18 protein-coding genes and 1 pseudogene are annotated in these 23,001 nt (G+C 70.9%); 2 read left to right on the top strand and 17 right to left on the bottom strand.

The genetic code is table 11. The annotated features are described in order from the left end of the window. Positions 1–189 (bottom strand): hypothetical protein (locus KGA66_RS03315; protein ID WP_211464333.1); only part of this gene is annotated, 189 nt, incomplete at its 3' end. Positions 190–368: 179 nt separating this feature from the next. Here KGA66_RS03315 and KGA66_RS03310 point away from each other — a divergent pair. Continuing rightward, complete coding sequence (locus KGA66_RS03310; RefSeq protein ID WP_211464331.1) at positions 369–869, top strand: hypothetical protein; 501 nt, start codon at positions 369–371, stop codon at positions 867–869. Positions 870–1,562: 693 nt separating this feature from the next. On the opposite strand, the gene KGA66_RS03305 is transcribed toward KGA66_RS03310, so the two are convergent. The 8 genes and pseudogenes from KGA66_RS03305 to KGA66_RS03270 all read right to left on the bottom strand — a co-directional run bounded on the left by KGA66_RS03305 (position 1,563) and on the right by KGA66_RS03270 (position 11,473). Further along, entirely contained in the window at positions 1,563–2,831 is a 1,269-nt protein-coding gene (locus tag KGA66_RS03305; protein ID WP_211464329.1) for a tyrosine-type recombinase/integrase, read from the bottom strand. Between the two features lie 428 nt (positions 2,832–3,259). Next, positions 3,260–5,938 (bottom strand): RICIN domain-containing protein, encoded by a 2,679-nt coding sequence (locus KGA66_RS03300; RefSeq protein WP_211464327.1) that lies wholly within the window; start codon positions 5,936–5,938, stop codon positions 3,260–3,262. A gap of 12 nt (positions 5,939–5,950) precedes the next feature. Next, positions 5,951–7,246 carry a poly(ethylene terephthalate) hydrolase family protein gene (locus tag KGA66_RS03295; RefSeq protein WP_312886713.1) on the bottom strand — a complete coding sequence of 432 codons (1,296 nt, stop codon included), beginning with the start codon at positions 7,244–7,246 and terminating at the stop codon, positions 5,951–5,953. A 653-nt stretch (positions 7,247–7,899) separates the two neighbouring features. Further along, positions 7,900–8,427, bottom strand: a pseudogene (locus KGA66_RS03290) (Clp protease N-terminal domain-containing protein); the annotation flags it as partial. A gap of 2 nt (positions 8,428–8,429) precedes the next feature. Then, entirely contained in the window at positions 8,430–8,663 is a 234-nt protein-coding gene (locus KGA66_RS03285) for a helix-turn-helix domain-containing protein (RefSeq protein WP_211464322.1), read from the bottom strand. Positions 8,664–8,761: 98 nt separating this feature from the next. Further along, positions 8,762–9,457, bottom strand: coding sequence for an MOSC domain-containing protein (locus KGA66_RS03280; protein ID WP_211464321.1), 696 nt, complete (start codon positions 9,455–9,457; stop codon positions 8,762–8,764). A 155-nt stretch (positions 9,458–9,612) separates the two neighbouring features. Then, positions 9,613–9,816: a hypothetical protein gene (locus KGA66_RS03275; RefSeq protein WP_211464320.1), complete on the bottom strand. Its 204-nt coding sequence runs from the start codon at positions 9,814–9,816 to the stop codon at positions 9,613–9,615. Positions 9,817–9,859: 43 nt separating this feature from the next. Beyond that, positions 9,860–11,473 (bottom strand): hypothetical protein, encoded by a 1,614-nt coding sequence (locus KGA66_RS03270; RefSeq protein ID WP_211464319.1) that lies wholly within the window; start codon positions 11,471–11,473, stop codon positions 9,860–9,862. Between the two features lie 614 nt (positions 11,474–12,087). On the opposite strand from KGA66_RS03270, the gene KGA66_RS03265 reads away from it, so the two are divergent. Then, a complete protein-coding gene (locus tag KGA66_RS03265) occupies positions 12,088–12,318 on the top strand; it encodes a hypothetical protein (protein ID WP_211464318.1) in 231 nt (76 codons plus the stop codon). 249 nt (positions 12,319–12,567) lie between these two features. On the opposite strand, the gene KGA66_RS03260 is transcribed toward KGA66_RS03265, so the two are convergent. The 8 genes from KGA66_RS03260 to KGA66_RS03225 are packed head-to-tail and all read right to left on the bottom strand — an operon-like array spanning position 12,568 to position 22,934. After that, the gene (locus KGA66_RS03260) at positions 12,568–15,453 is read right to left on the bottom strand and encodes an ABC transporter substrate-binding protein (RefSeq protein ID WP_211464317.1); all 2,886 of its coding nucleotides are present in this window, start codon (positions 15,451–15,453) and stop codon (positions 12,568–12,570) included. After that, the gene (locus KGA66_RS03255; RefSeq protein ID WP_211464316.1) at positions 15,450–16,688 is read right to left on the bottom strand and encodes a GNAT family N-acetyltransferase; all 1,239 of its coding nucleotides are present in this window, start codon (positions 16,686–16,688) and stop codon (positions 15,450–15,452) included. Before KGA66_RS03255 ends, KGA66_RS03260 begins: the two co-directional genes overlap by 4 nt. After that, on the bottom strand, positions 16,685–17,518 hold the full coding sequence (locus KGA66_RS03250) for a PhzF family phenazine biosynthesis protein (protein ID WP_211464314.1): 834 nt from the start codon (positions 17,516–17,518) through the stop codon (positions 16,685–16,687). Before KGA66_RS03250 ends, KGA66_RS03255 begins: the two co-directional genes overlap by 4 nt. Further along, a complete protein-coding gene (locus tag KGA66_RS03245) occupies positions 17,515–18,864 on the bottom strand; it encodes an aspartate aminotransferase family protein (RefSeq protein ID WP_211464312.1) in 1,350 nt (449 codons plus the stop codon). The genes KGA66_RS03250 and KGA66_RS03245 overlap by 4 nt, the downstream gene beginning before the upstream one ends. Then, entirely contained in the window at positions 18,861–19,625 is a 765-nt protein-coding gene (locus KGA66_RS03240; RefSeq protein ID WP_211464310.1) for a creatininase family protein, read from the bottom strand. Before KGA66_RS03240 ends, KGA66_RS03245 begins: the two co-directional genes overlap by 4 nt. Next, positions 19,622–20,380, bottom strand: coding sequence for an SDR family NAD(P)-dependent oxidoreductase (locus KGA66_RS03235; protein WP_211464308.1), 759 nt, complete (start codon positions 20,378–20,380; stop codon positions 19,622–19,624). The genes KGA66_RS03240 and KGA66_RS03235 overlap by 4 nt, the downstream gene beginning before the upstream one ends. Next, a complete protein-coding gene (locus tag KGA66_RS03230; RefSeq protein ID WP_211464306.1) occupies positions 20,377–21,747 on the bottom strand; it encodes a 3-phosphoshikimate 1-carboxyvinyltransferase in 1,371 nt (456 codons plus the stop codon). Before KGA66_RS03230 ends, KGA66_RS03235 begins: the two co-directional genes overlap by 4 nt. After that, entirely contained in the window at positions 21,744–22,934 is a 1,191-nt protein-coding gene (locus KGA66_RS03225) for a Coenzyme F420 hydrogenase/dehydrogenase, beta subunit C-terminal domain (protein WP_211464305.1), read from the bottom strand. Before KGA66_RS03225 ends, KGA66_RS03230 begins: the two co-directional genes overlap by 4 nt. Positions 22,935–23,001: the final 67 nt, after the last annotated feature.

Genomic DNA, 23,001 nt, shown 5'->3' with positions numbered 1-23,001 from the left:
ATCCCCGGCCGCGACCAGCCGCGCCAGCAGCCCCGCACGCTGCGCCTGGTCCAGCGCCCGGGCCGACACGGCCGCCGGACCGGCCAGTACCGCGTCGCGCAACCTCGCCCGCCGCTCTGCCTCCAGGCCGGCGGCACCGGCCTGCGGCATGGACGAACCCGGCAGGCCAATGGCAGAATCGGCAGACAACGAAGCTCCTGGTTTTGCGCGTGGTGTCTCGACAACCCACGTCCTACCAGGAGCTTTGTTATATCTGACGCACCGTCCACATCGTGATCGAGTCGCAACCAGCGATCGTCAAACCACCCCACACACCATCAGACCACCCTTAACTTTAGGGCAGTGGCGGGAGCACCCAGCGCACCGGATTGCTCCAGTCCCTCAACGCGCTGCGCGACGAACGCAACCGCTCTGCCCACGGCGACATTCCTCAAAGCTTGCCCGAATGCGCCCTGCGCGCAGCCGAAGCAGGCCATCAGCTTGAGGCCGCAGTCACCGAAGCCGCATTCCTCACCGACTTCCCCTGGCTGCTGATCCGCTCAACCAACTACCGACCGGGCAGGCGAACTTTCGAGGTAACCGCTTCACTCACGATGGGAGGCCACCCGGACTTCGACCTCAGACGCTTCGTCCTCACCCAACCCGTCGGCACCGACCTGTTCTACCTGCTCGACCACGGCGCCCCCATCCTGCTGTCCCCCTTCGTGACCAGCCGTTTCTGCCCCACCTGCCGCAACCTGGAAGTGTGCTATCCGGTGCACGCCGACAGCGGCACCGGCCCCGCCACCATGCGCAGCTTTGAGCGCGGCCACGACATCGAAGACCTCCAACTCGGCGACGAAATCCGCAACCTCACCGACTCCCGCTGAGCTACGCATCACCGCCCAACCAAGCCGCCGCCTCATAACTACACGCGATATGAGTAGCGTCACACCGAGCCATCCAGCGGCACACACGTCCGGCCGCTTTGCCACCACCAATCGGACCGGTTTTGGCGAGCGTATTGCCCGGAACGGGGTGGCACGGCACGGTACGGGCTGGTAGAGTCGTATTGAAGATCCCGAACATAACGGGACGGATTAGGACCGGGCGATACAGTCCGGTACGGATAAAGCCTCGTATATCTGAACTCTTAATCAGCGGGTTCGGGGTTCAAGTCCCTGACGGCGCACCGAGCGAAAAGCCCAGCTTCACGTCACGTGAGCTGGGCTTTCTTTATTGCCCCAACTGTCTCCAAACTCTCGATCGTCACCCGATCGGTGGACGTGCGGTCACGCTGCGGTCACACGTGCTCGCTTCATGCCGTTGATCTTTGACTCAGGCTACTGACCCGTTAGTCCCGGTTCTCACGAGGCCCTAAATTGAACGTCAGGCTGAGCTTGAGCCGCAAGGGGACGTCGCCGTGCGGGCGACAACGCAACTGGGCAAGACGCCCACGTTGCAGGAGTTCAGCGACGTGGGGCGGCCGATCGCCGGGTGATCGTCGACCGTACGCGGACCGGCGTCGATGCTCCGGACGCCCGCTATAGCGGGCGTCCGGAGCATCGACGCTCAGAGAAGGGCTATGCGGCGAGTTGGTCTGCGATGGCGTCCGCCGCAACACGACGGGCTTCGTCGACGACGGATGTATAGGTGTCCGCAGTGATCGTGATGCTGGCATGGCCGAGCATCTCGGAGACGGTCTTCATCGGCACACCCGCGGTCAGGGCGAGGGTGGCCGCGCCATGCCGCAGGTCGTGGAGGCGGATCGGCGGTAAGCCGGCTTCGCGGACCAAGCGTTGGAACTGTTCGAGCACATAGTCGGGGTGCAGCGAGGCGCCGTGGTCGTCGGTGAACACGAGGCCGGTCTGCTGCCAGTCCTCACCGCAGGCCAAGCGGGCCGCGGCCTGCTTCTTGCGGTGTACGGCGATGGCCTTGAGGACGACGAGGGGCGCGATGACGGTGCGGTCCCCGGACTCGGACTTGGTGTCGTCGGTGGCCAGTCGCCCAGCCGAGTTGCACGATCTGCTGGGCGATCTGGATTTCGCCGGTGGAGAAGTCGATGTCGATCCAGCGCAGGCCGATTGCTTCGCCGCGGCGCAGTCCGCAGTGCGCGATGAGCGCGTAAAGCGGATAGAGCGGTGGGACGCGGCGCGCGCGAGGAACGCAGTGGTCTGCGGCGCTGTCCAGACCATAACCGGGCCGGGGATCTGGCCGTCCTCGCGCCAGGCCGTGACGCGCGCGTCGGTCCACACCTTCGGCTTGGGGCGGCGCCCGGAGCGCAGGTTGACCAGTTTGGCCACGTTGACGGTGACCAACTGCTGCTTCTGGGCGTCGGTGAGTGCCGAGCGCAGGCAGGCACGGATGCGTTGGACGGTGGCGGGTCCCGCCGGACGGCGGAACGGCGGCATCGCGACCAACTTCGCGCGGGCTGCCTGGGCGGCGGCACGGTCCCCAGTGCGCCACGCCTGGCGTGCCTCGGCCTCCACAGCATGACGGGCGGCGTTGGTCGTCTCGATCGCCGCCGCGTCCTGCGCGATCCTGTCGAGGGCGGCTTGGACGTGGGCGGCGCGCAGCCGGTCGAGGCGGTGGTGGCCGATCGCAGGGATCAGGTACTGCGTGATCTGCTGGCGGTAGGAGCGGCGGGTGTTGGCTTTCAGGTCCTTCTTCGCGTCGATCCACTCGAGGAGGAACTGGCCCACGGTCAATACGGTGTCAATCGGAACGCCGACGGTGATACGGGCACGCACGTCCTGCGGGTCGGGCAGCGGCGCATGGGTGCGGATCGCCTCCTGGATCATGTCGGCGATCGTGGAGCGGGCGGCGCCCGGCACATCGGCCAGGTCGGCCAAGGCCAGCAGGTGCCGAGCCCGCCTGCTCTCGGCCGAGGCGACCGACCGCTGGATTGCCGTGGTGATCGCCGGCTACGCCCAACTGCGGCCCGCCGCATCCCTGGTGGCCGACCAGCCCCGGCCCTGGCAGCGCAAGACCGCGCCCGGCGTGTTGCCGACGCCGTGCCGGGTCCGGGCCGGTTTCCGTCGCTTCCGCGCGCGCCTGGGCGCCCCCGGCCGGCGCGGCGAAACCCACGCGGCCCGGCCCGGGACGCCCACGCGGGAGCAGGAACGCGCCGAAACCCCGCCGACCGGTCTACGACAAATCGGATATCACGCTCATGGCGAGTCTCGCGCGCAACGTTCCGCCGCCATGACAAGACGGTTATACAAACCCATCACCTCAGCGCGAAGTGCCAGGAGGCCATCCCAGACCTCAAATCTCAAGCTTAGCTCGGCACCAGCTGCCACTGTTGGTTGGTGCCGCCGTTGGCGGTCCATTGCACGACTTGGGCTCCGTCGCTGGTTGAGCGTCCGTACACGTCCGCGACCAGTCCGCTGTCATGGCTGACGATGGTGTAATACCCGTCGCCGGTGGGCTTGAGGTACCACTGCTGGTTTGTGCCGCCGTTGGCGGTCCACTGTTCCAGCTGTAAGCCCGCGGCCGAGGAGCCACCGTTGACGTCGAGCACCTTGCCGGTGGCCGTGTAGGTCAGGGTGTAGGCGCCGCCCGATGTAGTGGCGATGGTCCACGCGGCGCCGCCGGTCTGCTGGACGGCCTTGGCGCCGTCGGCGGTGGAGTTGCCGGCGATGGCGAGGGGCTTGCCGCTGTTGCGGTTGACGATGTGGTACGTGCCCGGCGTGGGGCCGCCGCTGGAGCCGCCGCTCAGGGTGAAGTACTCGGCCGCGTCGCTGAAGGTGGTGGTGCCGGACTTGCTCGTGGCCAGCACCAGGTAGATCCGCGAGCCGCTGGCCGGGGCGGTGAAGGTGACCTGTTGGGTGACGCGGGAGCCGAGCGGGATGGTGAGGGTGCTGGTGCCGGTGGCGATGACCGTGCCGGTGGGCTGGTCCAGGTGCGCCGTCCAGGTGAAGCCGACGGAGGTGCCGGCGAAGTCGTCGTTGAAGACGGTGATGTTCCTTGTCACGGTGCTGCCGTAGGCGTATGAGGGCACTGATGCGGCCAGCGGGAAGTCGCCGTTGGAGTTCGAGACGCCGGAGGCCGACCAGTAGGGCAGGTCCAGGGCGGCGATGGGGTTGAACGCGGCCTGGATCCGTTGGATCTGCGGGTTGCTCCAGGGATCGGTCAGGTTGTCGGCGCCGTAGATCGGGTGCCCGCCTTCTTCGGGGGTGAAGTCGGTGGATTTCACACCGGGCACGAACCCGGCCCAGGCGGACAGCAGCGTGTAGGGGCGCAGGTCGCTGGCGTCCTTGCCGCGCTTGGCGGCCGTGGAAGTGGCGAACCACTCAAAACCCTGCTTGTTGTTACAGGCGGGCCAGATGTACTCACCGTCGCCGGTGGGGCGGCCGGTCCCGGACCAGACCTGGTCGCCGTAGTGGCCGAAGCCGTCCAGGTAGTGCGGCACGAGGTTGAAGTTGGCGTACGTCATGTTCGGGTAGTGGTTCGGTGACGTGCCGACACCCGCGTCGACGCTGATCGGCCGGGTGCCGTCGTTGCCGTTCATCGCCGCGTACAGGTCCTGCTCGAACTGCTGGGAGTCGAAGGTGCTGCCGGTCGGCTCGTTGGCCTGGCTCCAGCGGATGACCGCGGGGTGGTTGCGGTCGCGCAGCACCAGTGCGCGGGCGTGATTGACCATGTTGTCGTGTCCGGCGACGAAGTCCTGGGTGTTGTTGGAGCCGCGGATGGCGGTCTCGTCGATGATCATCAGGCCCATCTCGTCGGCCACGTCGAGCATGTAGGGGCTGGCCGGCTCCTGGTGGATGCGCACCACGTTGTAGTTGAGCCGCTGGTAGTTGTCGACCGCCTGCGGCCAGCCGCCGTTGGTGCCCGACGGCGGCAGGAAGCCGGGCAACGTGTCGTAGGCGTCGCCCACGCCGCCGTTGTTGACCCGGTCGTAGTCGGCGCCCTGCAGGTTGTCGCCGCGCAGGTTCGCGCGGATGCCGTTGAGGTAGTAGTAGGAGCCGTTCTGGGTGAACTCCCGGAATCCGAACCGGTAGGTGGCGTCGCTGGTGTGGCCGTCGTCGGTGGATGCGTGCACGGATAGATCGTGCAGCTGGGCACGGTAGCCGGAGCGGTAGGGCACGTTCGGCCACCAGTAGGAGGTGGTGCCGAGGTTCCAGGCCACCGGACCGACCGTCACCTTGGCCGTCGAATGCGCGGCCACCGTGACGGTCGCGCTCGGCAGTGTCGGGTAGCTGAACGATGCGCCGTTGTCGGAGGCGAGCGAACCGGTCAGCGTCACCGAGCGCGAACTGCCCGAGGTGTTGGTCACCGACACGTCGTAGGTGAGGCTCTGGTTGGCCACCGAGGTACGCACGAACGCGTCGCTGACGTAGACCGCCGGATACACGCGCAGGAACGCGGAGCGGAAGATGCCCTGAGGGACCGCTTCGCACCAGTCGGCGGCGACAGGCACCAGATAGTTGCCGGACGAGCTCTTCAGCGCATTGCGGCCTTTGACGTCCACGCTGATCGTGTGTGTGCTGCCGGGCGTCACGTACGCGGTGATGTCGAACGTCGAGGGGGTGAAGGCGGTGGTCTGGGTGCCGACCACGCGTCCGTCCACCGACAGCGTCGCCTGGTGGTTCACCACGCCGAACTCGATCCACACCGACTGCGGCTGCCCCGAGTCCGGCACGGTGATGCTGCGCGAGTACACCGCCTCGCCCACGTTGGTGAAGCCCTGCTTGTACCAGCCGCCCCCGGGCACCATGATCGACGTCGTGCCCTGGCCGACCGGGGTGAAACTCCAAGACCCGGACAGGTCGACGGACGCGACGGCGGCGCCAGTCGCGGCGTAGCTGCGGGCAACGGCGTTCGCAGAGGCCGCAGAAGCCGCAGGGGCGAAGCGCGGCAGGCCGAACGCGGCGGCCGCACCCACGCCGGTGGCCACCAGCCGGCGACGCGTGAGCTGGTGCTGGTGCTCTGGGATCGAGTCCGAAGCGGGCATGGAACGAGCCTCCTACTGTAGGGTCCACTTCTGGTTACTGCCGCCGTTGCAGGTCCACAGCTCAAGCGGCGTGCCGTTGGCCGTCCCCGCGCCGGTGGCGTCAAGACAGAGCCCTGATTGGACTCCGGTGATGCTGCCGTCGGCGTGCACCGTCCATTGCTGGTTCTGCTGGCCGTTGCACGACCAGATGATCACCTTGGTGCCGGGGCTGGTGCCCCGCGCGTTCGCGTCGAGGCAGCTGGTGCCGAACACCTGCAACTGGCCGGTGGCGGTGTTCGTCCACTGCTGGCTGGTGCCGCCGGCGCAATCCGCCAACTGCACCTGGGTGCCGCCGGTCTGCGTCCCGCCGGGCACGGTCACGCAACGCCCCGAGCCGGTGCCGACGATCGCGACCGACGTGGGCGGCGGCGGGGTGCTGCCGCCCGAAGGCACGTACGGGCACTTGGGCTGGTAGGCGGAGATCGTGGACGGGTCCGGCAGCGTCGGGCACAGGAACTGTGTGTAGCGGGTGTCGCTGTCCACGAACACCTTGAGCCACGGGATGATCAGCTTCATCTCAATGTTGTTCGCGTGCGTGTAGTACACGTGGTCCGCTCCGGCGATCTGCGCGAAATCGCTCTGCGTCGAGGCCGGGAGCGTGCCATACAGGTTGCTGAGATACGACGGCGTGACGGTCCCGTCGTTCTGTCCGCCGACGATCAGCGTGGGCACCGTGTCAGTGGCCAGAGTCAGTCCCTGGCCGGGGAAGCCGGGAGCCAGCCCGATGGCCGCCCGCAGCTCGGGGTGCTGTTCGGCCTCCTCCATGGCCCCGGCTCCGCCCGCGGAGTGACCGAGCACGGAGAGCCGGGCCGGGTCGACCTCGCTCTTGACCGGGCTCTGGGTGGTCAGCCAGGTCAGCGCGGCCTGGAGTTCGGCGGCGCGCTGGCTGTCGCTGTCGGTGCGGGTGTTGGTCTCGGTGCAGATCACGACGAAGCCGAACGAGGAGAGCCAGGGGCCCATCCAGGCCTCCTCGGTGGAGCACAGCGCGCTGTACCCGGGCACGATCGCCAGTGCGCCCCAGGTGCCCTGGGTGGTGTCCGTCGGGTAGTAGACCACCCCGCCGCCGAACCCGTTGCCGGACGGAGCGCTGACCTGCGCGGTGGCGAACGGCCCGCGGGTCGCCTCGATCATCGCGATCGTCGGGTCCGGCCCACGCTGCGTCCCCGTCGCCTGTACCGCCGCAGCGCTCGCGCCCGACTCGGCCGGCCGGGCGACAGCCGGTCCGGCCGAGAACACCGCCGCGAGCAATGCCGCGCCAACCGCGGCCACGGCGACCACCAGCCGAATCGAGTGCCGCCGAAGCGCTGCCCCGGATTCCGTTCGTGCGCAGCCAATCGGCACCGCCGCCCACCTCTGCCACCGCATGACGCGACCTCCTCATGACTTGCGCAGCGTTCACGGTCCACGCGGTCGGGCGGGCGCACAGCCCGCCCAGAAGAGATGGGATGTGTACACGAGTTTGCCGGACCTCGTCGGTGAAGATGGCGGGGCATCGGCGAGCACGCAAGGATCGGCCATAGGTTCGCCGGGACCCGCTGAAGATCAGCCAGTCTTCGCGAAGTAGCTGACCATTGCCTTCCGAACCGATTCGACGGTCGGCTCCTGTGCGCCGCCGGTCGCCGCCCGGTGAAACTTTCCGCCCGGATAGGCACGGCGGTCCGATTGATCAGCCTCCTTGCCTCGTATGCCGCCAAGCACGGTTGGCATCCCATGTCCTCAGTTCCGGGGACGGCAGCAAGCCAGCTGGTGTGGGTGCAGATGCATGGCCGGTGCGTCCGTACTGGCCAGCAGCGAGGTCCCTCCAGAAGAAACGCACCCACCCACCAAAACCACGGGCAGCCGGGACACTTCCGGTGCGGTCGCGTTTGCGCGTGTGGGTCAGCCGGGTCGGATCAACCGTGGGGTCATTCGGTCGTCGGCTCGATCATTCGGGTGATGTCGTCTCGGAGGCCGTCGAGGTCGCATCCGACGTCGGCCAACACCTTGGCCGCGACGCCCTTACCCTCGCGGATGAGGCCGAGCAGGATGTGGCCGGTGCCGATGGATCCGTGCTGGAGGCGCTGCGCCTCGCGCAGTGACAGCTCCAGGACCTTCTTGGCCCGTGGGGTGAACGGAATGTGGCCGGTGGGAGGTTTGCGTCCGGTGGAATCGAGCGCGCCAGGTCCGAAGGCCGACTCGGTCGCCCGCCTGACCTCGTCCAGATCGATTCCGAGGGTGGCCAGCGCCTCGGGATCCAGTCCCTCGCCGCCGACGATCAACAGGATCCTGCGACGCAGGTCCGCGGCGCGCAGGCCGCGCTCGTCCAGCACCTGCGCGGCCGGGCCACGGCCCTCCACCAGCAGGCCGAGCAGGAGATGCTCGGTGCCGATGTAGTGGTGGCACAGCTTCCGGGCCTCGTCCTGGGCAAGCACGACGACCTGGCGCGCACCCTCGGTGAACCGTTCGAACATCGTCACCGCTCCTTTGTGAGAATTCGCCGGCCGCCGCCGTGCTTCTTGTGGACCGCCTGCCGACTCACGCCGAGGCAGACCGCGATCTCCTGCCACGACCAGCCGAGCGTGCGCGCGTGTTCTACCTGCAGCTTCTCGAGTCTTTCGGCGAGTTCGCGCAGTGCGCGCACCGCCCGCAGCCCGACCGCGGGGTCGCGGCTGCCCGCCTCCTGGGCGAGCTGTACTCCATCGCTCATGGTGTCAATGTAGGTTGACCAAGCCAAGCCGTCAACCTACATTGACGCCGTCAACGGCCTGCGCCCTGATACCCGGCCAGGTCGGCGAGAGCCGAATGTCAGGGAACGAGATACGGCACGCCGCGGATCCATCCTCCGGCGTCGGGGGCCTCCAGGGATGCGTCGACGAGTTCCACCGGATCGCCTTGCCGGATCCGGCCGCCGTGCGCGACCCAGCAGTTGAGCGCCATCGTGCCGTCGAATTCGCGGATGATCCGCCGCAGGACTTCGAGGTCCTGTCGCCCGGTGTCCGGGTCGATCGTGGTGACGACGCAGCGCCCGCGCAGCGAGTCGACGCCGAGCAGCGTCTCGCCGATGCGCAGCGCCCTGCCCGGCCAGTCACGTTCGGCAAGCCCGGGTACTGCCCCGATGACGATGTTGGGACGCAGCCGGCGTCCGTCGCGGCCGAGTGCGTCGATGCCGCCGTCCGTGGCCACGAGCAGCGGCAACACGTCGAAGCGTTCAGGGCCCGCGTGACAGGCCAGGTCGGCGTCCGCCCCGGCCACGAAGCGCACGAGGTCCGCCGATCGCGGGTCGTCCCAGGGCCGGCCGTTGATCAGGACGCGGCCCTCTTGGTCGGTCGTCCCGGCGAGTCCGAGCAGACCGTGGCGGGTGCGCGCGGTGAGCACCTGGTTGCGTCGCCGCACGTGAATCACACGGTCGCCGCCTAGACCGCCCGCAGTGAACTCGGCCTGCGTGAGCATCTCGCCGCGCAGCGACTTGACCGGGTACCTCCACAGTTGCTTGACGTACATGTCAGCCGTTTCGGTCGATGGGATCGGAAGCGAGGAGCCCTCGACCAGATGGCCGTGTGGGCGCGCACGCGGGTGGAGGGCGGGTGGAATCAGCGCCTTTCCGCCGGCTCGGCGGACGAAGGTCGCGCACGAGCGCAGTGCCCGCGCGGGCCTCATCACACCTGATGTTCCTTGCGGGGCACACAGCGCAGGCTGAGCACGATAATCGTGAGGAAGCACAACGCGACCAGCAGGGTGCTGACGCGCAGGCCGAGCAGCGAGTCTCGCATGGCGATCAGCGAGCCGAGCAGGGCGACGCCCATGGCCATGCCGACTTGGCGGGCGGTGAAACTCCCACCCGGCTGGGAACGCTCCGACATCGCCTGAACTCCGTCCGGCACCGCTGCCTACTCGGGCGCAACGTCACGCGACGGCGGCGGCCAGCACGTTGTAGACGTCGGGCGGCAGCACCGGCCGCGCCTGCTGGATCCGGGTCTCCAGGTCGGGCACCAGGTCCTGCCCGGCGAGATCGACGCGCAGCGTCGAGGGCCGTCGCGGCCAGCCGCCCGGCACCGCCATCTCCCGCAAGTCACCCGTCGCCCACGTGACCAGCTTCGGATCGTCCGCCGCCGCGGCCACAAGTGCGCCCGCCACCCTCAGCGCGGAATGCTGCCGCCGACAGAGCCGATACAGTGCACGCCGCGCGCCCGCCGGCCGCGCAGGATCACCCAGCAGGGCCAGCAGCTGAGCCGACTCAACCTGTAGACCCGCAGATTCGACGGCGGCGACCGCCGCACGCACCACCACCGGCACCGGGTCGGCCAGCAGCGGCGCGATCAACGCGAGGGTGGGCACGCCAAGCAGCCGCAACGCGGTCACCGCCGCCGCACGCACCTGCGGCACGCCGTCGGCCACGAACGGCTCGACCAAGTCACGGGCCATGTCGGCCCCGGCGTTGCCGTTCACGGCGGCCTCGGCCAGCCCGAGCACCGCACCCGGTTCCACACGCCCACCGCGCAGCAGGGCCCGGTAGCGTTCGAGCACGTCGATACCAGCCGTGCGGGCGGCGAACCGCGCCGTCGCCCGCACCATCGGGCTCGGATCCGCCAGATGCTCCGTCACCTGATCCGCCAGTCCCGCACGCAGCAACCCGGCCAGCGCGATGGCGCGCACATCCGCGCTGCGCGCCGCGGCGAGCCGGTGCAGGAACTCATGCCTCCCGCTCCACAGGGCCTCGCGGGCCGCCGTCTCCGCCAGCAGATCACGCGTCCTCGGATCGGACTCGGCCAGCGCGAGGTGCACCAGCTCCGGCAGCCGAAAGCGACCAGCCTGCGCCGCGACCACGCGCCGCAGCAGCGGCTGCGGGCCGGCGAGAAGCCGCGTGAACTGCTCGTCCGTCAAACGCGACAGGACCGCGTTCACCTGTGACAGTGCGAAATCCGCACGCGTACGCCCGACCAGACGCGCCGCCATCGGCCCGGCAAAACCCACATACCCAGGATCCCAGTGCAAAGCGAGCGCGAGCGCCGCACACGCGCGCTCACGCACCGGCCCCGCCCAGTCGGCAGTCCGCAACACCAGAAACGGCATCAGCTCCGGCACCGGCCGCACACCCATCGCCGCGACCGCTCGCTCACGCACCCACCCGTCCGCCGCCAGCGACGCGACCGCGAGCACCACCGGATCCAGGCATCCCCCGGCGGCGTCGAACCGGGCGCATGCCTGATCGACCCACGCCCCGCGACGCACCGGCAGGTAGCCGTAATAGTCACGGTGCCGGGCGATCCCGTCGAGGCGCAGCAGCAACGCCGGTTCCCGCGCGAGCGCAGCAAGCAGGACACCAGCGTCCTGAGTGCCCGACAGCGCGCACTCCACCAACACTGCGCCAAGCCGGTCGACATCGTCGGCCGACCCGGAGCGCGCGGCGGCAATCAGGGACGGAAGATCAGGAATCGGCTGGGCGACGGCAGGACGATCCGCAGCCGACGTCATCGCGGCAGCAGTATGGACGGTGGCGGCACGGGAACGCTTGAGCACCGCGCCATCGTGCCCGCAAACCCCACGCTCACGCACCACGATTACCGCCGCCCACCCTCATGCAACGACAGGACCACAACCGTGACGGCAAACCGGCGGCAGGCAACCGTCCCCCGAACCAGTGACCTCCGCCAGTTGCTCCAGCGCCTGACTGGATCGATCCTCGAAACAGATCACGGATACGGACGCGACGACCTACGGGAATCGAGTGATCGCAACACGTTTACCCGGGTAGTGTGCGAGCGATTGGCGAGCGTACGTCCGGAAGTTGGTTGGTACGGTGCGGCATCGCGTGGAAGATCGCGGGGCTGAGGGCCTTGCCTGTGGGCGTGGTGAACAGCAGTCCACACGGCGCCAGGGGTACGCGCTCTACGTGGTCTGTCAGCGCCTGCAGCGCGAGATCGGGCAGCGGGATGGTCCGCTGTGCCCTCAGCAGGTGCACCACACAGGTCTGCGTGACCGCCCGCGGCCAGACCGCCTCGATGGCGGCTCATCGAACCTGGCCGTGACATCAGTGTCCTGAGCGTCGGGGCTGGCCGTGTCGGCCGCTGGTATGGCGGGTAAAGTGTCCGCGGGGACGGCGCGTGGTGGCGCAGCGGGCTCGGGGTCGCTGGGTGGCTGGTTGCGGTAACCACTCCAGCGAGCACGCCGACGCGCGGATGCACCTACGCCAGGCGAGTGAAGCGTTCAGCGAACTCGGGGATTGGTGGGCGGCGGCGGAGTGCGAACTCCACCTCGGTCTGGTGCTTCAGGAACTCGGCGAGACGACCAGCGCCAACGCGCGGCTCTGGGCCGCGCGCGAAGCATTCGAAAAGTGCGGGGACGCGTTCAACTCGGCCGTGTGAGGGACGCGCTGGCCACGAACCCGCTGGGCGCGACGAAACGCACGATACGGCGCCGGCGCGCCCGGCGATCCCGGCCGCCGGCAACGAACGCCGCGTCCGGCTCCCGGCGCCTGGACGGGGGCGCAGGGCCGAGCGGGCAACGGTAGTCCGGGGACAAGGCCGATGCGCTGGCAGCCATCACTCGCGGGGACGATTCCGGCGCTGTGGTGTTGCGGGGAGCCGTGAACCGCCCCTGGATCACGGGGCGCATCAAGCGCATCGCCGCGCTGCCGGTCTCTTCGGACGGAAGCTGCGCAGCACCGGCTCGCCGAACATGTCCACCACCGGGCCGTCCACGTCGAAGTCTTCGAGGTGCACGAGGTGGTACTGGACGCCGAACCAGAGCGGCAGCAGCGGCAGCTCCCGGCAGACCACGGATTCCGCCTCCTGATACAGGGCGCGGCGCTCCTCCTCGTCGGCGGTGGCGCGGGCGGTCTGGATCAGTTCGTCGACCTGCGCGCTGCGGTAGCGGGTGAAGTTGTCCTCGCCGATCGACGCGGAGTGAAACAGCGGGTAGAGGAAGTTGTCCACTGACGGGTAGTCGATGGCCCAGGTCATCCGGAAGAGGGTGTCGGCGCCGCCGAGCCAGCGCAGGAACTCGGTCCACTGCATCGGCCGGGGCTCGATATGCCAGCCCAGGTTCTCGTTGAGCTGATCGACCACGGTCCGCACCCAGCGGTCGTGACCGAGTCCCGCGTTGTACGCGAACGCGGTGGTCACCGGCCTGATACCGCGGGCTTCGAGCAGAGCCCTGGCCGCGGCCGGGTCGTAGCGCACGCCGGTCAGATCCGCCGGCCCGGCACCGGCGAGCATGGGCGGCACGATCCGCTGCGCCAGCGGGCGGGTGCCGCTGAACTCGGCGTCGATCACGGCCTGCCGGTCCACCGCCAGCGCCACCGCCCGCCGCACGTGCGGGTCGTCGAACGGCGCCACGTCGGTCGGGAAACCGATGTACTGCATCAGCGCGCACGGGGTGCGCCGGAACCTCTCGCCGAGCGCCAGCGCCTGCGGGATCCGGGCCGGCGGTACCTTCACCACGTCGAGCCGGCCCTCGTGCCAGTGCCGGTACGCCTCCTCGAGTTCGTCGTAGATGCGGAACTCGAGCAGGTCCAGATGGCCGGCGCCGCCGTCCGGAAAGGCCTCGTCGGCCCCGTGGTAGCCGGCGAAGCGCTCAAGGGTCAGGCCGCGGCCGGGGACCCAGGGTTCGAGGATGCGGTACGGGCCGGTGCTCACCGGGTGCGTGCGGAAGAGCTCGGGGTCCTTCTCCGCGAGTTCTTCGGGCACCGCCGCGGTGACGCGGTGTCCGAAGACCGAGGCGACCTCGTGGAACGGGCGCACCAGGGTGACGCGCAGGGTGCGCTCGTCGAGGGCGACGACTCCGCTCAGCACCTGGGAGCGGTGCGATCGTACGTCCTCGTATCCTTCGACACAGGCGAGGTGGTAGGCGAGCTTGGAGCCGGTCGCCGGGCGCGCGACGCGCGACAGGGAGTAGACGTAGTCGGCGGCTGTGACTTCGCGGCCGTGGTGGAACAGGACGCCGGGGCGCAGGGTGAAGTCGATGGCGCGGCCGTCCGCCGAGACGGTCCAGGACTGCGCCGCCGCCGGGTGGGGCCGGCCGGTGGCCGGATCGTAGTCGACCAGCGGGTCGGCCAGGAAGCGCAGGAGCAGCGCGCCGTCGTGCTCGAAGCCGTTGCAGGGGTCGATCGAGGACGGCTCCCCGATGAAGACCCGGATCCGGCTGGGGCTTGGGGACACGGGGGTCTCCTCTCGCGTGGGTTCGAGGGGTTGCAGGACGAAGGTGGCGGGGTCGGCGAAGTGCGCCGCGAGCGCGAACAGCTCCTCCGGTGAGTCGGCCGCCGTCACCACCCGCAGCAGGTTGCTCGCGGTGCCGTCCGCCGAGTCGACGCTCTCGCCGGGGCGCACCACCTGATGCACCGTGGCCACGCCGGGGATCGCGGCCAGCTGCTCGGCTGACGGTCCGTCGAGCACGCGGTGGCGTCCGCCGGGAGGCTGCGCGGTGAGGTAGGCGGACCAGCGGCGATGTACGGGTCCGGTCTGCGGCGGCAGGCCGGCCGAGACCCTGGCCAGGTTGAGCGGGAGGTCGTAGCCCGCGGTGAGCAGCAACTGCTCCGGTACGCTGCCGCCGACCCGGCCGTTGACCTCGATCACTCGCGGTCCGTGCGCGGTGAGCTTGACCTCGGTGTGCGTGGCGCCGAAGCGGATGCCGAGCGCGGCGTGCGCCTGCCGCACGTGCTCGACCGCGGGCTCGTATTCGGCGGCGGGGCGCAGCGCGGGCAGGATGTGGCCGTTCTCCCGGAACGGCGGGGAGAGCGGCAGTTTGTCCGAGACCGCCAGCACGTGGAGTTCGCCCTCGACGACGAGCGCCTCCACGGACAGGTAGTCGCCGAGTGCGTCGTGGGCGAAGGCCGGGTCGCCGAGCAGTTCCTCCTCGAGCAGCAGCGCCGGGCGAAGATGGCCCACCCGCTTGTCGGCGTGCGCCAGGGCCCGGGCCCGCTCCCACAGGCCGGGCAGCCGCGCGGCGTGCGCCACCCGGAACGTGGCCAGGCTGCCCATGCCCACGGCGGGCTTGAGTACCGCGGGAAAGCGCGCCGACGCCATCGCGGCGGCCACGTCCGCTTCTTCGCGCAGCTCAAGCACGGCGGGGACGGGCAGCCCGGCGGCGCGCAGCATGGCCCGCTGGACGCTCTTGTCCTGCAGCGCGGTCAGCGCCGTCGGCGGGTTGGCCGCGAGACCGGCCGCGTAGGCGGCGCGCTGGGCCATGTGCACGACCCGTTCGCTGAACGCGACGACTCCGTCCACACCGCCGGCGCCGAGGATCTCGGCGAGGGCGGCCGGAACCTGCTCGGGCCCGGTGACCGAGGAGAGCCGGCCCGCCTGGGCCGTCACTGCGGCCAGCGCCTCGATCCGTCTCGCCCTGGCCGCCGGGGCCTCCACGTCGAGCCAGAGTGCGTCGACGGCGAAGTGGCGTAGCAGCGAGGGGAGGTAGAGCGAGGGGTGCGGGCCGCCGGGCGCGTCCACCACGAGGATGCGGCGGCGCGCGCCGGTGTCCGTACCCGGCCCGGTCTCGGTGCTCATCTGTGTGCTCCTTGTATTCGGTCGTCGGCGCCCGCCGGCGGATCGGATGCGGGGGCGAGGCCCAGGGACGTCAGCAGGGCGGCGCCGCGCTCGGCCGTGGCCGCCGCGGCCGCTTCGCGCAGTTCGGCCGGCCAGAGTACGGCGCCCCACAGCAGTGACGGCCGGCAACCGCGGGCGAGCTTGGCGCCGTACGTGCCGGTACCGAAGGAGTAGCGCGTGATGCCGTGCTCGATGCCCCAGCGGACAGGCTCGTAGTAGACGGCGTTGAAGTACGCGAAGTCCGCGGCCAGGGCCCCGTAGTCGAAGCCGGCCAGGCGCACGTGCAGGTGGTCGCCGTCGAGCAGGGCGAGGCTCACGCCGACCAGCCGCCCTTCGCGTTCGCACCGGAACACCAGGACGCGCTCCTCGACGCTCGCGTGCAGGTGCTCGTAGTCAGCGAGGATCGACGCGGTCGTACCGCCGGCGCCGTAGCGCCGGCGCAGGGCGAGCTGCAGCCGGGCCGTGTCCTCGTCGAGGGCGACTGTACCGGGCACGGCCCGGGTGAGGATGCCCGCTTCGAGGAACTGCTTGCGTTCCCGGCGTATCTTGTTGCGGCGCGGGCTCGGCAGCGTCGCGAGGTAGCCCTCGAAGTCGGGCCAGCCGCCGGCGAGCTGCATCTGGGCCGCCACCGGGAACGGCGCCGCGCACGCGTCGCCGAGCGCCTCGGCCACGTCCTGCGCGCTATCGCGGTCGCGCAGGTACAGGAAGCCCACCGTGTCGCAGCCTTCTTGCGCCGCGTGCTGCGCGACCGCCCGCACCAGCGCCCGGCGCAGCGCCGAGCGGGTGGCCGGGTCGGCGCCGGAGTCGGTCAGCAGGACGCAGTGCGCGCCCGAGACCGCGCCCACGGCGTTGGGAAACACCAGAGACTTCGCCGCGCGGAGGGGCTCCTTCGCGGCGTTGGAACCCGCGCTGCCCGGCGCGTCCCCGGCCGGGGGCGCAGGCAGCAGCGAGGACAGGTCGTAGAGCGAGAGCACGTTCTCGTCCGGCACGATCCGGTAGGTGGCCATGGCCACGGCCCGGCCGGCCGCGTCCTCGAGCACGACGTGACGTATCCGGCCGCCGGCGGAGGCCTCGCAGTACGCGAGCCAGTCCGGTTTGGCGTAGAGCACCTCACCGGCCAGCAGGGGCGCGACATCCGGCAGGTCCGCCGCCCGGTGGTAGAGCCGTGGTGTCGGCGTGCTGTCAAGGCCGGTCACGGCAGCTCCAAGGTTCCGCGGGCCAAGGTGAGCACCCGGCCGCCGAGCTCCACCGTGTGCGGCCCGGCTACCCGCAGGTGCAGATGGCTGCGCTGCTGCGGCGCGTCCGGACCCTGGATCGCGAGCAGGTCGCCGCGCACGCCGTGCCGGGCTTCCAGCCGGCCCACGTCCAGGACCGCGCCGCCGGTGGCGGAGTCCTCGGTGCCGGCCAGGGAGGTGGTGAACACCCGGACGCGGAGCACGCCCGCCGTGAGCGGTGCCGCGAGCACCAGGCCGTTGGTGCCGCTCGCCGCGCACAGGGCCAGTACGTCGGCCGGGTCGATCTGCAGTGCGTCCAGCTGCCCGGCGTCGGCGCAGCCGAGGTGCACCCGGCTGCGCGCCTGACGGACGATCACCGGCGGGCGGTGCGGATCGGGATCGGCGTGCACGAACTCAGGCCACCTCGCCTCTTCCAGGCGCGCTGGCGAGTCGGCTTCCTGCCGGGCCCAGCACACCTGGCCTTCCCGGTACACGTGCAGTTCCTCGCCTTCGACGTGCCGGACCGGGTGCGCGACACCTTCCGGCAGATCGAGCGCGACCACGGCGGCGAGCGAGGTCTGCACGCACTGGGCGAGTTCCTCCACCGGGGAGAAGGTGCGCATCAGGATCCTGCCGGAGGCGTCGTCGAGGACGAATCCGGTGTCCGGCACGTTCAGCGCCGCCGCGATGGCCGCCCGGTCGGCGTGCGGCGCGCCGGCCGGGCCGGGCGGCAGCACCGCCGTGTGGTTGCCGCCGCGGCCCTCGGCCGTGAACACCCGGCCCCACCACAGCGGCTGGACGGTGCCGGTCATACCTCCACCCGCTCGGCTGTGTGCCGGTCCTGAGCCGCCTCGGCCTGTCCGCCGAGTGCGGCGGCGAGCACCTCGACCGACAGGTCGAGGTCCGCGTCGGAGATGTTGAGCGGCGGCGTCCACTTGATCACCGCGCCGTCGGCTCCGCCGCGCAGAGCCAGCACGCCGGCTTCGCGCATCCGGCGCACCACGCCGCGGGTGAAGGCGCCGCGGTCGGTGTCAGGGGCCTGCGCCACGCGCACGCCCGTCATCAGGCCGCGGCCGATGGCCTCCAGCCGCACGCCGGGCACCTGCAGCGCGCGCACCGCGTCGACCAGCCGTTGGCCGGCGACCGCCGCCCGGGCCGGCATCTGCTGCGTCTGTAGGACGTCGAGCACGGCGACGCCGGCCGCGCACGCCACCGGGTTCGCGGAGAATGTGCTGGTCTGCCGCAGCGGGGCGAGCGCGCCGAGCAGTTCGCGCGGCCCGGCGACCGCGGCGACCGGCAGGCCGCCGCCGAGCGCCTTGCCCAGGACCACCAGGTCGGGCTGTACGTCCTCGTGGCAGAACCCGAACATCGCTCCGGTACGGCCGAAACCGGTGAAGATCTCGTCCAGGATCAGGAGCTGACCGCGCTCGGCGGTGTGCCGGCGCAGCTCGGTCAGCAGCCCGGGCGCGGCGGCTTGCATGCCGCCGGCCCCCTGCACCGTCTCCACGATCAGCCCGGCCACGTCCGCGCCGCCGAAGTCGGGGTGGTCCAGGATCTCCTGGCCGAAGCGGTGCCCGCGGCCCGGCGCGGCCCCCGGAGGCACGTGGCCCGGCGCGACCGGATACGGCAGCGAGAGCCCGGCCACCGGCACCTCGGTCACGTCTGCGCGGAAGGCCGCGTTCGCGGTCACCGTGAGCGCGCCGGAGGTCTTGCCGTGGTAGCCGCCGAGGAAGCCGAGCACCTGGCGCCGTCCGGTGGCCGCGCGCGCGACCTTGAGCACCGCCTCGACGGCCTCCGAACCCGTGGTACACCAAAGGATCATCGGGTCGGGCCAGGGCAGTACGGTGCACAGCCGTTCGGTCAGCCGGGCCCGGGCCGGGCAGCTGAACTGCCAACCGCCGTGGGCGAACTCGGCCAGCTGGGCCTGCATCGCGGCCAGGACCGCCGGGTGCGCGTGGCCGAGCGCGTGCACCCCGGAGCCCGCGGTCAGGTCCAGGTACTCGCGGCCGTCCTCGTCCCAGACCCTGGTGCCGCGGCCGCGGGTGAGCGCGACGCCGATGTCGTTGCCGATGGTGGCGGCCATGGACGGGCTCTCCCGTGCGGCCAGCACGCGCAGGGCCGGGGAGTGCGGGGCGGTGTCGAACCGATGCGTGGTCATACCCAGCCTCTTTCCCGCACCAGCGCGTCGACCCGCTCGACCAGCGCGTCGGTGACGATCCGGCCCTTCTTCGCCTCGGCCGCGGTGGGGTCGCCGAGCACCCCGCTCGGCACGTCCTCGCGCCGCAACCGCGCGACGTGGTGCGCCCGCTTGCTCACGTGCAGGTCGTCTCGGGTCAGTTCGCCCGCCGGCACCGTGCCCGGGGCGATCGCCTCGGTGCGTACCCGCTGCGGATACCAGTGCAGGAACACGGAGGTCAGGCCCTCGCCCGCGTGCGACTCGCTGGTGGAGCTGGAGACCTCGCGGATGACGTCGCTGACCAGTTGCGCCCACTCGACCACCACGACGTCGGTGCCGTGGCGCTCGGCCAGGTCGCGCGCGGCCAGGATCAGCGGCTCGTGGTTCTCGTCGTGGCCGTTGAGGATCAGCAGCCTGTTGCTGTACGGCACGGCGGTGCGGCCCATCGCGACCGCCTGACCGATCAGGATCTCGGCCGGAACCCGCTGGCCGCCGGGGAAGTCCTGGAAGGCGTGCAGCACGCCGGACCGGATGCTGCCGAGGATGATCGAACCGTGCCGTGCCGCGGAGATCTCCGCGAGTTTCTGCACCACCAGTGTGTCCGCGGCCAGCGGCAGGTGCGGACCGTGCTGCTCGGTGCTGCCCGCGACCAGGATCCAGTACGGGACGTGCGCGGCGGCCTGCTCGAACTCGCTCCACGCGAAGTCCTCGAGATAGGCGGGCCGGTGATACGGGTCGTTCATGCGAGTCGTCCTCCGTCGACGATCAGGGTCTGGCCGGTGAGATAGGAGTTGGTGTCGGACAGCAGGAACGCGATCACCTCGGCGATCTCCTCGGCCGCGGCAAGCCGGCCGACCGGGATCTGTTCGCGGTAGCGCGCCACGGCTTGCGGTGCGTCGGGCCACGCCGGGTTGGCTATCTTCCCCGGCGCGACGCAGTTGATCAGGACGTGCTGTGGCGCGAAGCGCACCGCGAAGCCGCGCACCAGCGCCTCCAGGCCCGCCTTCGCCACGGCGTAGGCCGCGCCCGCGGTGGTGCGGCCGGTGCGTGCGGCGGCCGAACCGATCAGCGCCACCCGGCCCGCGCCGGCCTCGGCCATGACCGGGGCGAAGGAGCGCAGCAGCAGGTAACAGCTCGTCAGGTTGACCTCGAGAACCTCCCGGAACTGCGCGAGCGGCACCAGTTCCTCGGCCACCGGCAGCCCGTCCGGGCCCTTCGGGGACCAACCCTGGCATAGGGCGAGCGCAGCCGGGGCGCCGCGTTCGGCCAGCAGTCGCGCGACGGCCGAGCCGACCGCCGCCTCGTCGGTCAGTTCGGTCTCGATCCAGGCCGTCCCCGGCCGGGTGGGTGCGACGCGGTCGAGCACGACCACCTCGTACCCGGCCGCGAGCAGCCGGTCGGACACGGCCGAGCCGAGGAACCCTGAGCCGCCGGCGACCACCGCGTAGCCGCGCCCGCCCGGCCGGCGGGCGGCGGGAACGTCGGGCGTCTCGGTCACCGGGCCTCGATCCGGGCGAACCGGGCGAGTTCGCCGAGCGCCGCGGGATTGGAGGTGGCCGCGGCGGCGACCCCGCGCAACTCGGTTCCGCCGCCGGCGAGCAGGGCGAGGACGAAGGCCGCGAACACCACCCGGTGGTCTGCGGGCAGTTCCAGTACCGGCGGGCCCTGCGGCGGGGTCGGCGTCACCTTGAGCCCGTCGGCGTTCGCCCGCGCCCGGACCCCGAAGGCGGTGAGCAGGTCGATGGTGGTGGCGATGCGGTCGGTGTCCTTGCCGCGCAGTTCGGCCGCGTCCGCGATCACCACCGGTCCGTCCGCCGTCGCCGCCAGCGCCGCGAGCAGTGGGAGTTCGTCGATGGCGCTCTGGATCAGCTGCGGCCCGCTTATCACGGTGCTGTTGAGCCGGCCGGTCCGGCTGACCCGGACGGTGCCGACCGGTTCCGGTCCGTCCGCGCCGCGCGGCTCGAGGTCCACCTTGGCGCCCATCGCCGCGACTGCCGCGAAGAATCCGGTGCGCCGCGGGTTGAGACAGACCTCGTGCAACGCGAGTTCGCGTCCGGGCGCAGCGGCCAAATGCAGCGCGGCCAGGAATGCGGCGGCCGAGGGGTCGCCGGGGATCGCGAGGTCGAAGGCCCGCGGCCGGGCGGGCAGCACCCGCAGCCGGGTCTCGCTCTCCTCGACCTGCACTCCGGTCCAGCGCAGCAGTCGCTCGGTGTGGTCGCGCGCCGCGGTGCGGCGGCGGATGATCACCGGTCCGGCGGCCGAGACGGCCGCGTACAGCAGCGCGGAGACGGGCTGGGCGGAGTGGGCCTGCACCGCGACCTCGCCGCCGTGCAGCCGTACGCCGTCGATCCGCACCGGCAGCCGGTCCGCGGCCTCGAGCTCGGTCAGGTGCGCGCCCAGTTGACGCAGGGGCCTGATGACCTCGCCCATGGGCCGTCCGCGCAGCGAGGCGTTCCCGGTGACCGTGTACCGGCCACGGCCGCCGGCCAGCAGCGCGAGCAGCAGCCGCGAACTGGTCGCGCTGTTGCCCGCGTCGAGATCGACGTCCCGCTCGGCGAACGCGGCCACGTCCCGGCCGGTGATCGTGACCGTTGCCGGTCCCTCGGGCCGCACCGCCACGCCGAGCCGGGTCAGGGCCCGTAGGTTGTTGCGGGTGTCGTGGCAGTCTGCGAGTCCACGGATCCGGGACGTCCCGTCGGCCAGTGCGGCGAGGATCGTCGCGCGCTGGGAGATCGCCTTGTCCGGATGCGGCGTCAGATCGGCCGGCCGGTGGGCGTCGTGGTGCGGCGCGCCGATGAAGACGCGGTCCGGTTGCGCGTCCGGCGGACCGAACACCTGCTCGGCGATCGTCTCGGCGGTGTTCATCGGCCACTCATCAGCTCGATGAGCTCATCGTCGTTCAAAGCCTGCACGGCCTCCTCTTGCACGGGCGGCTGCGGGATCGTCCCCGGGTGCCGTTCGGCGTAGGTGGCGTAGCGGTGCCGCTTACGCTGCAGCCCGAGGCTCTCCGAGGGAATGAACGTCTGTTCGGACACCAGCAGTGAGCCGTCGGCCACCGCCGCGTCCACCAGTTCCTGGCCCACGGCCGTGCGGGTCAGCAGGACCGAGGCCTTCTCGGTCAGCTCGCCCGACCGGCTGGTGCGGAAGATGTTGGGGTCGCCGTCCGCGATGGAGATGTCGGCCAGGCCGCTCCACCAGTCGGGGCAGGCCAGGCAGCGGAAGGTTTTGAACTTCTTGAAGTCGAGCACGAGTTCGTGGAAGGGCAGCGTGTGCCGCTCGCCCTCGCGGTCCCAGACGGTGAACTCGCCCGGGTAGGTGCCGGCCCGGTACTTCAGCTTGCCGACCTCGATCAGCGGCAGTCCAAGCCGGTTCTCGATCAGGTGCTCGGTGCCCTCCCGCTTGGTGTTCGAGGCGCAGCCGATCTCCAGGGTCAGTGCGATCTTGCGCAGCGCCGGCGGCGGCTCGGGCAGGTTGCGCATGCGCTGGACGGCCTCGATCTGGCAGGCCAGGCCGACCAGGCCGATCCGCTCGTACGGGGCGTCGCGCAGTTCCTGCAGGTTCGGCGTGATGCAGTAGGTCGCCTGCGCGCAGTCGATGATCTCCTGCGCGGTCTCGACCAGGCGGGCCACCGGCACCCAGGGACGCTCCTCGTCCCGGCCGATCACCAGTGCCGCGTCGATCCGCTCCTGTTCGAGGGCTGCGACCAGCAGCCCGGTGGCGGCGCCGCCGGCCGAGGCGGCCTGCCAGACGGCCGGCGCGCCCGCCCTGGCCTGATAGGTGTGCAGGAAGATACCGGTCCACCGCTCCTCGGCGGTGCGGGTGCGGCCGAACATGCGCTGCTCCGACTCGGGCACCGCGGTGTCCCGGCCCGGGCACACGTCTACACACAGGGTGCAGCTGCCGCAGGTCTCGTCGGTCAGGCCGGGGGCCGGCCGGGGGATCGTCTGGTCCGGACCGATGGTGAGGACGTTCTGAGGGCAGACCGCCGCGCAGGCTCCGCAGGAGGCGCACAGGTCCGCGTCGAGCACGGTCTGCTTGAGTTCGCTGAACATCGTGTTCCTGGTTTCGGGATAGAGGCTTTGCGTGGACGGGAGCGCCCCCTGGCGTGCGCGGGCGCTC

Source organism: Actinocrinis puniceicyclus (genome assembly GCF_018283645.1).
Lineage (GTDB): Bacteria > Actinomycetota > Actinomycetes > Streptomycetales > Catenulisporaceae > Actinocrinis > Actinocrinis puniceicyclus.
This window is presented reverse-complemented; position numbering and strand designations above follow the sequence as displayed.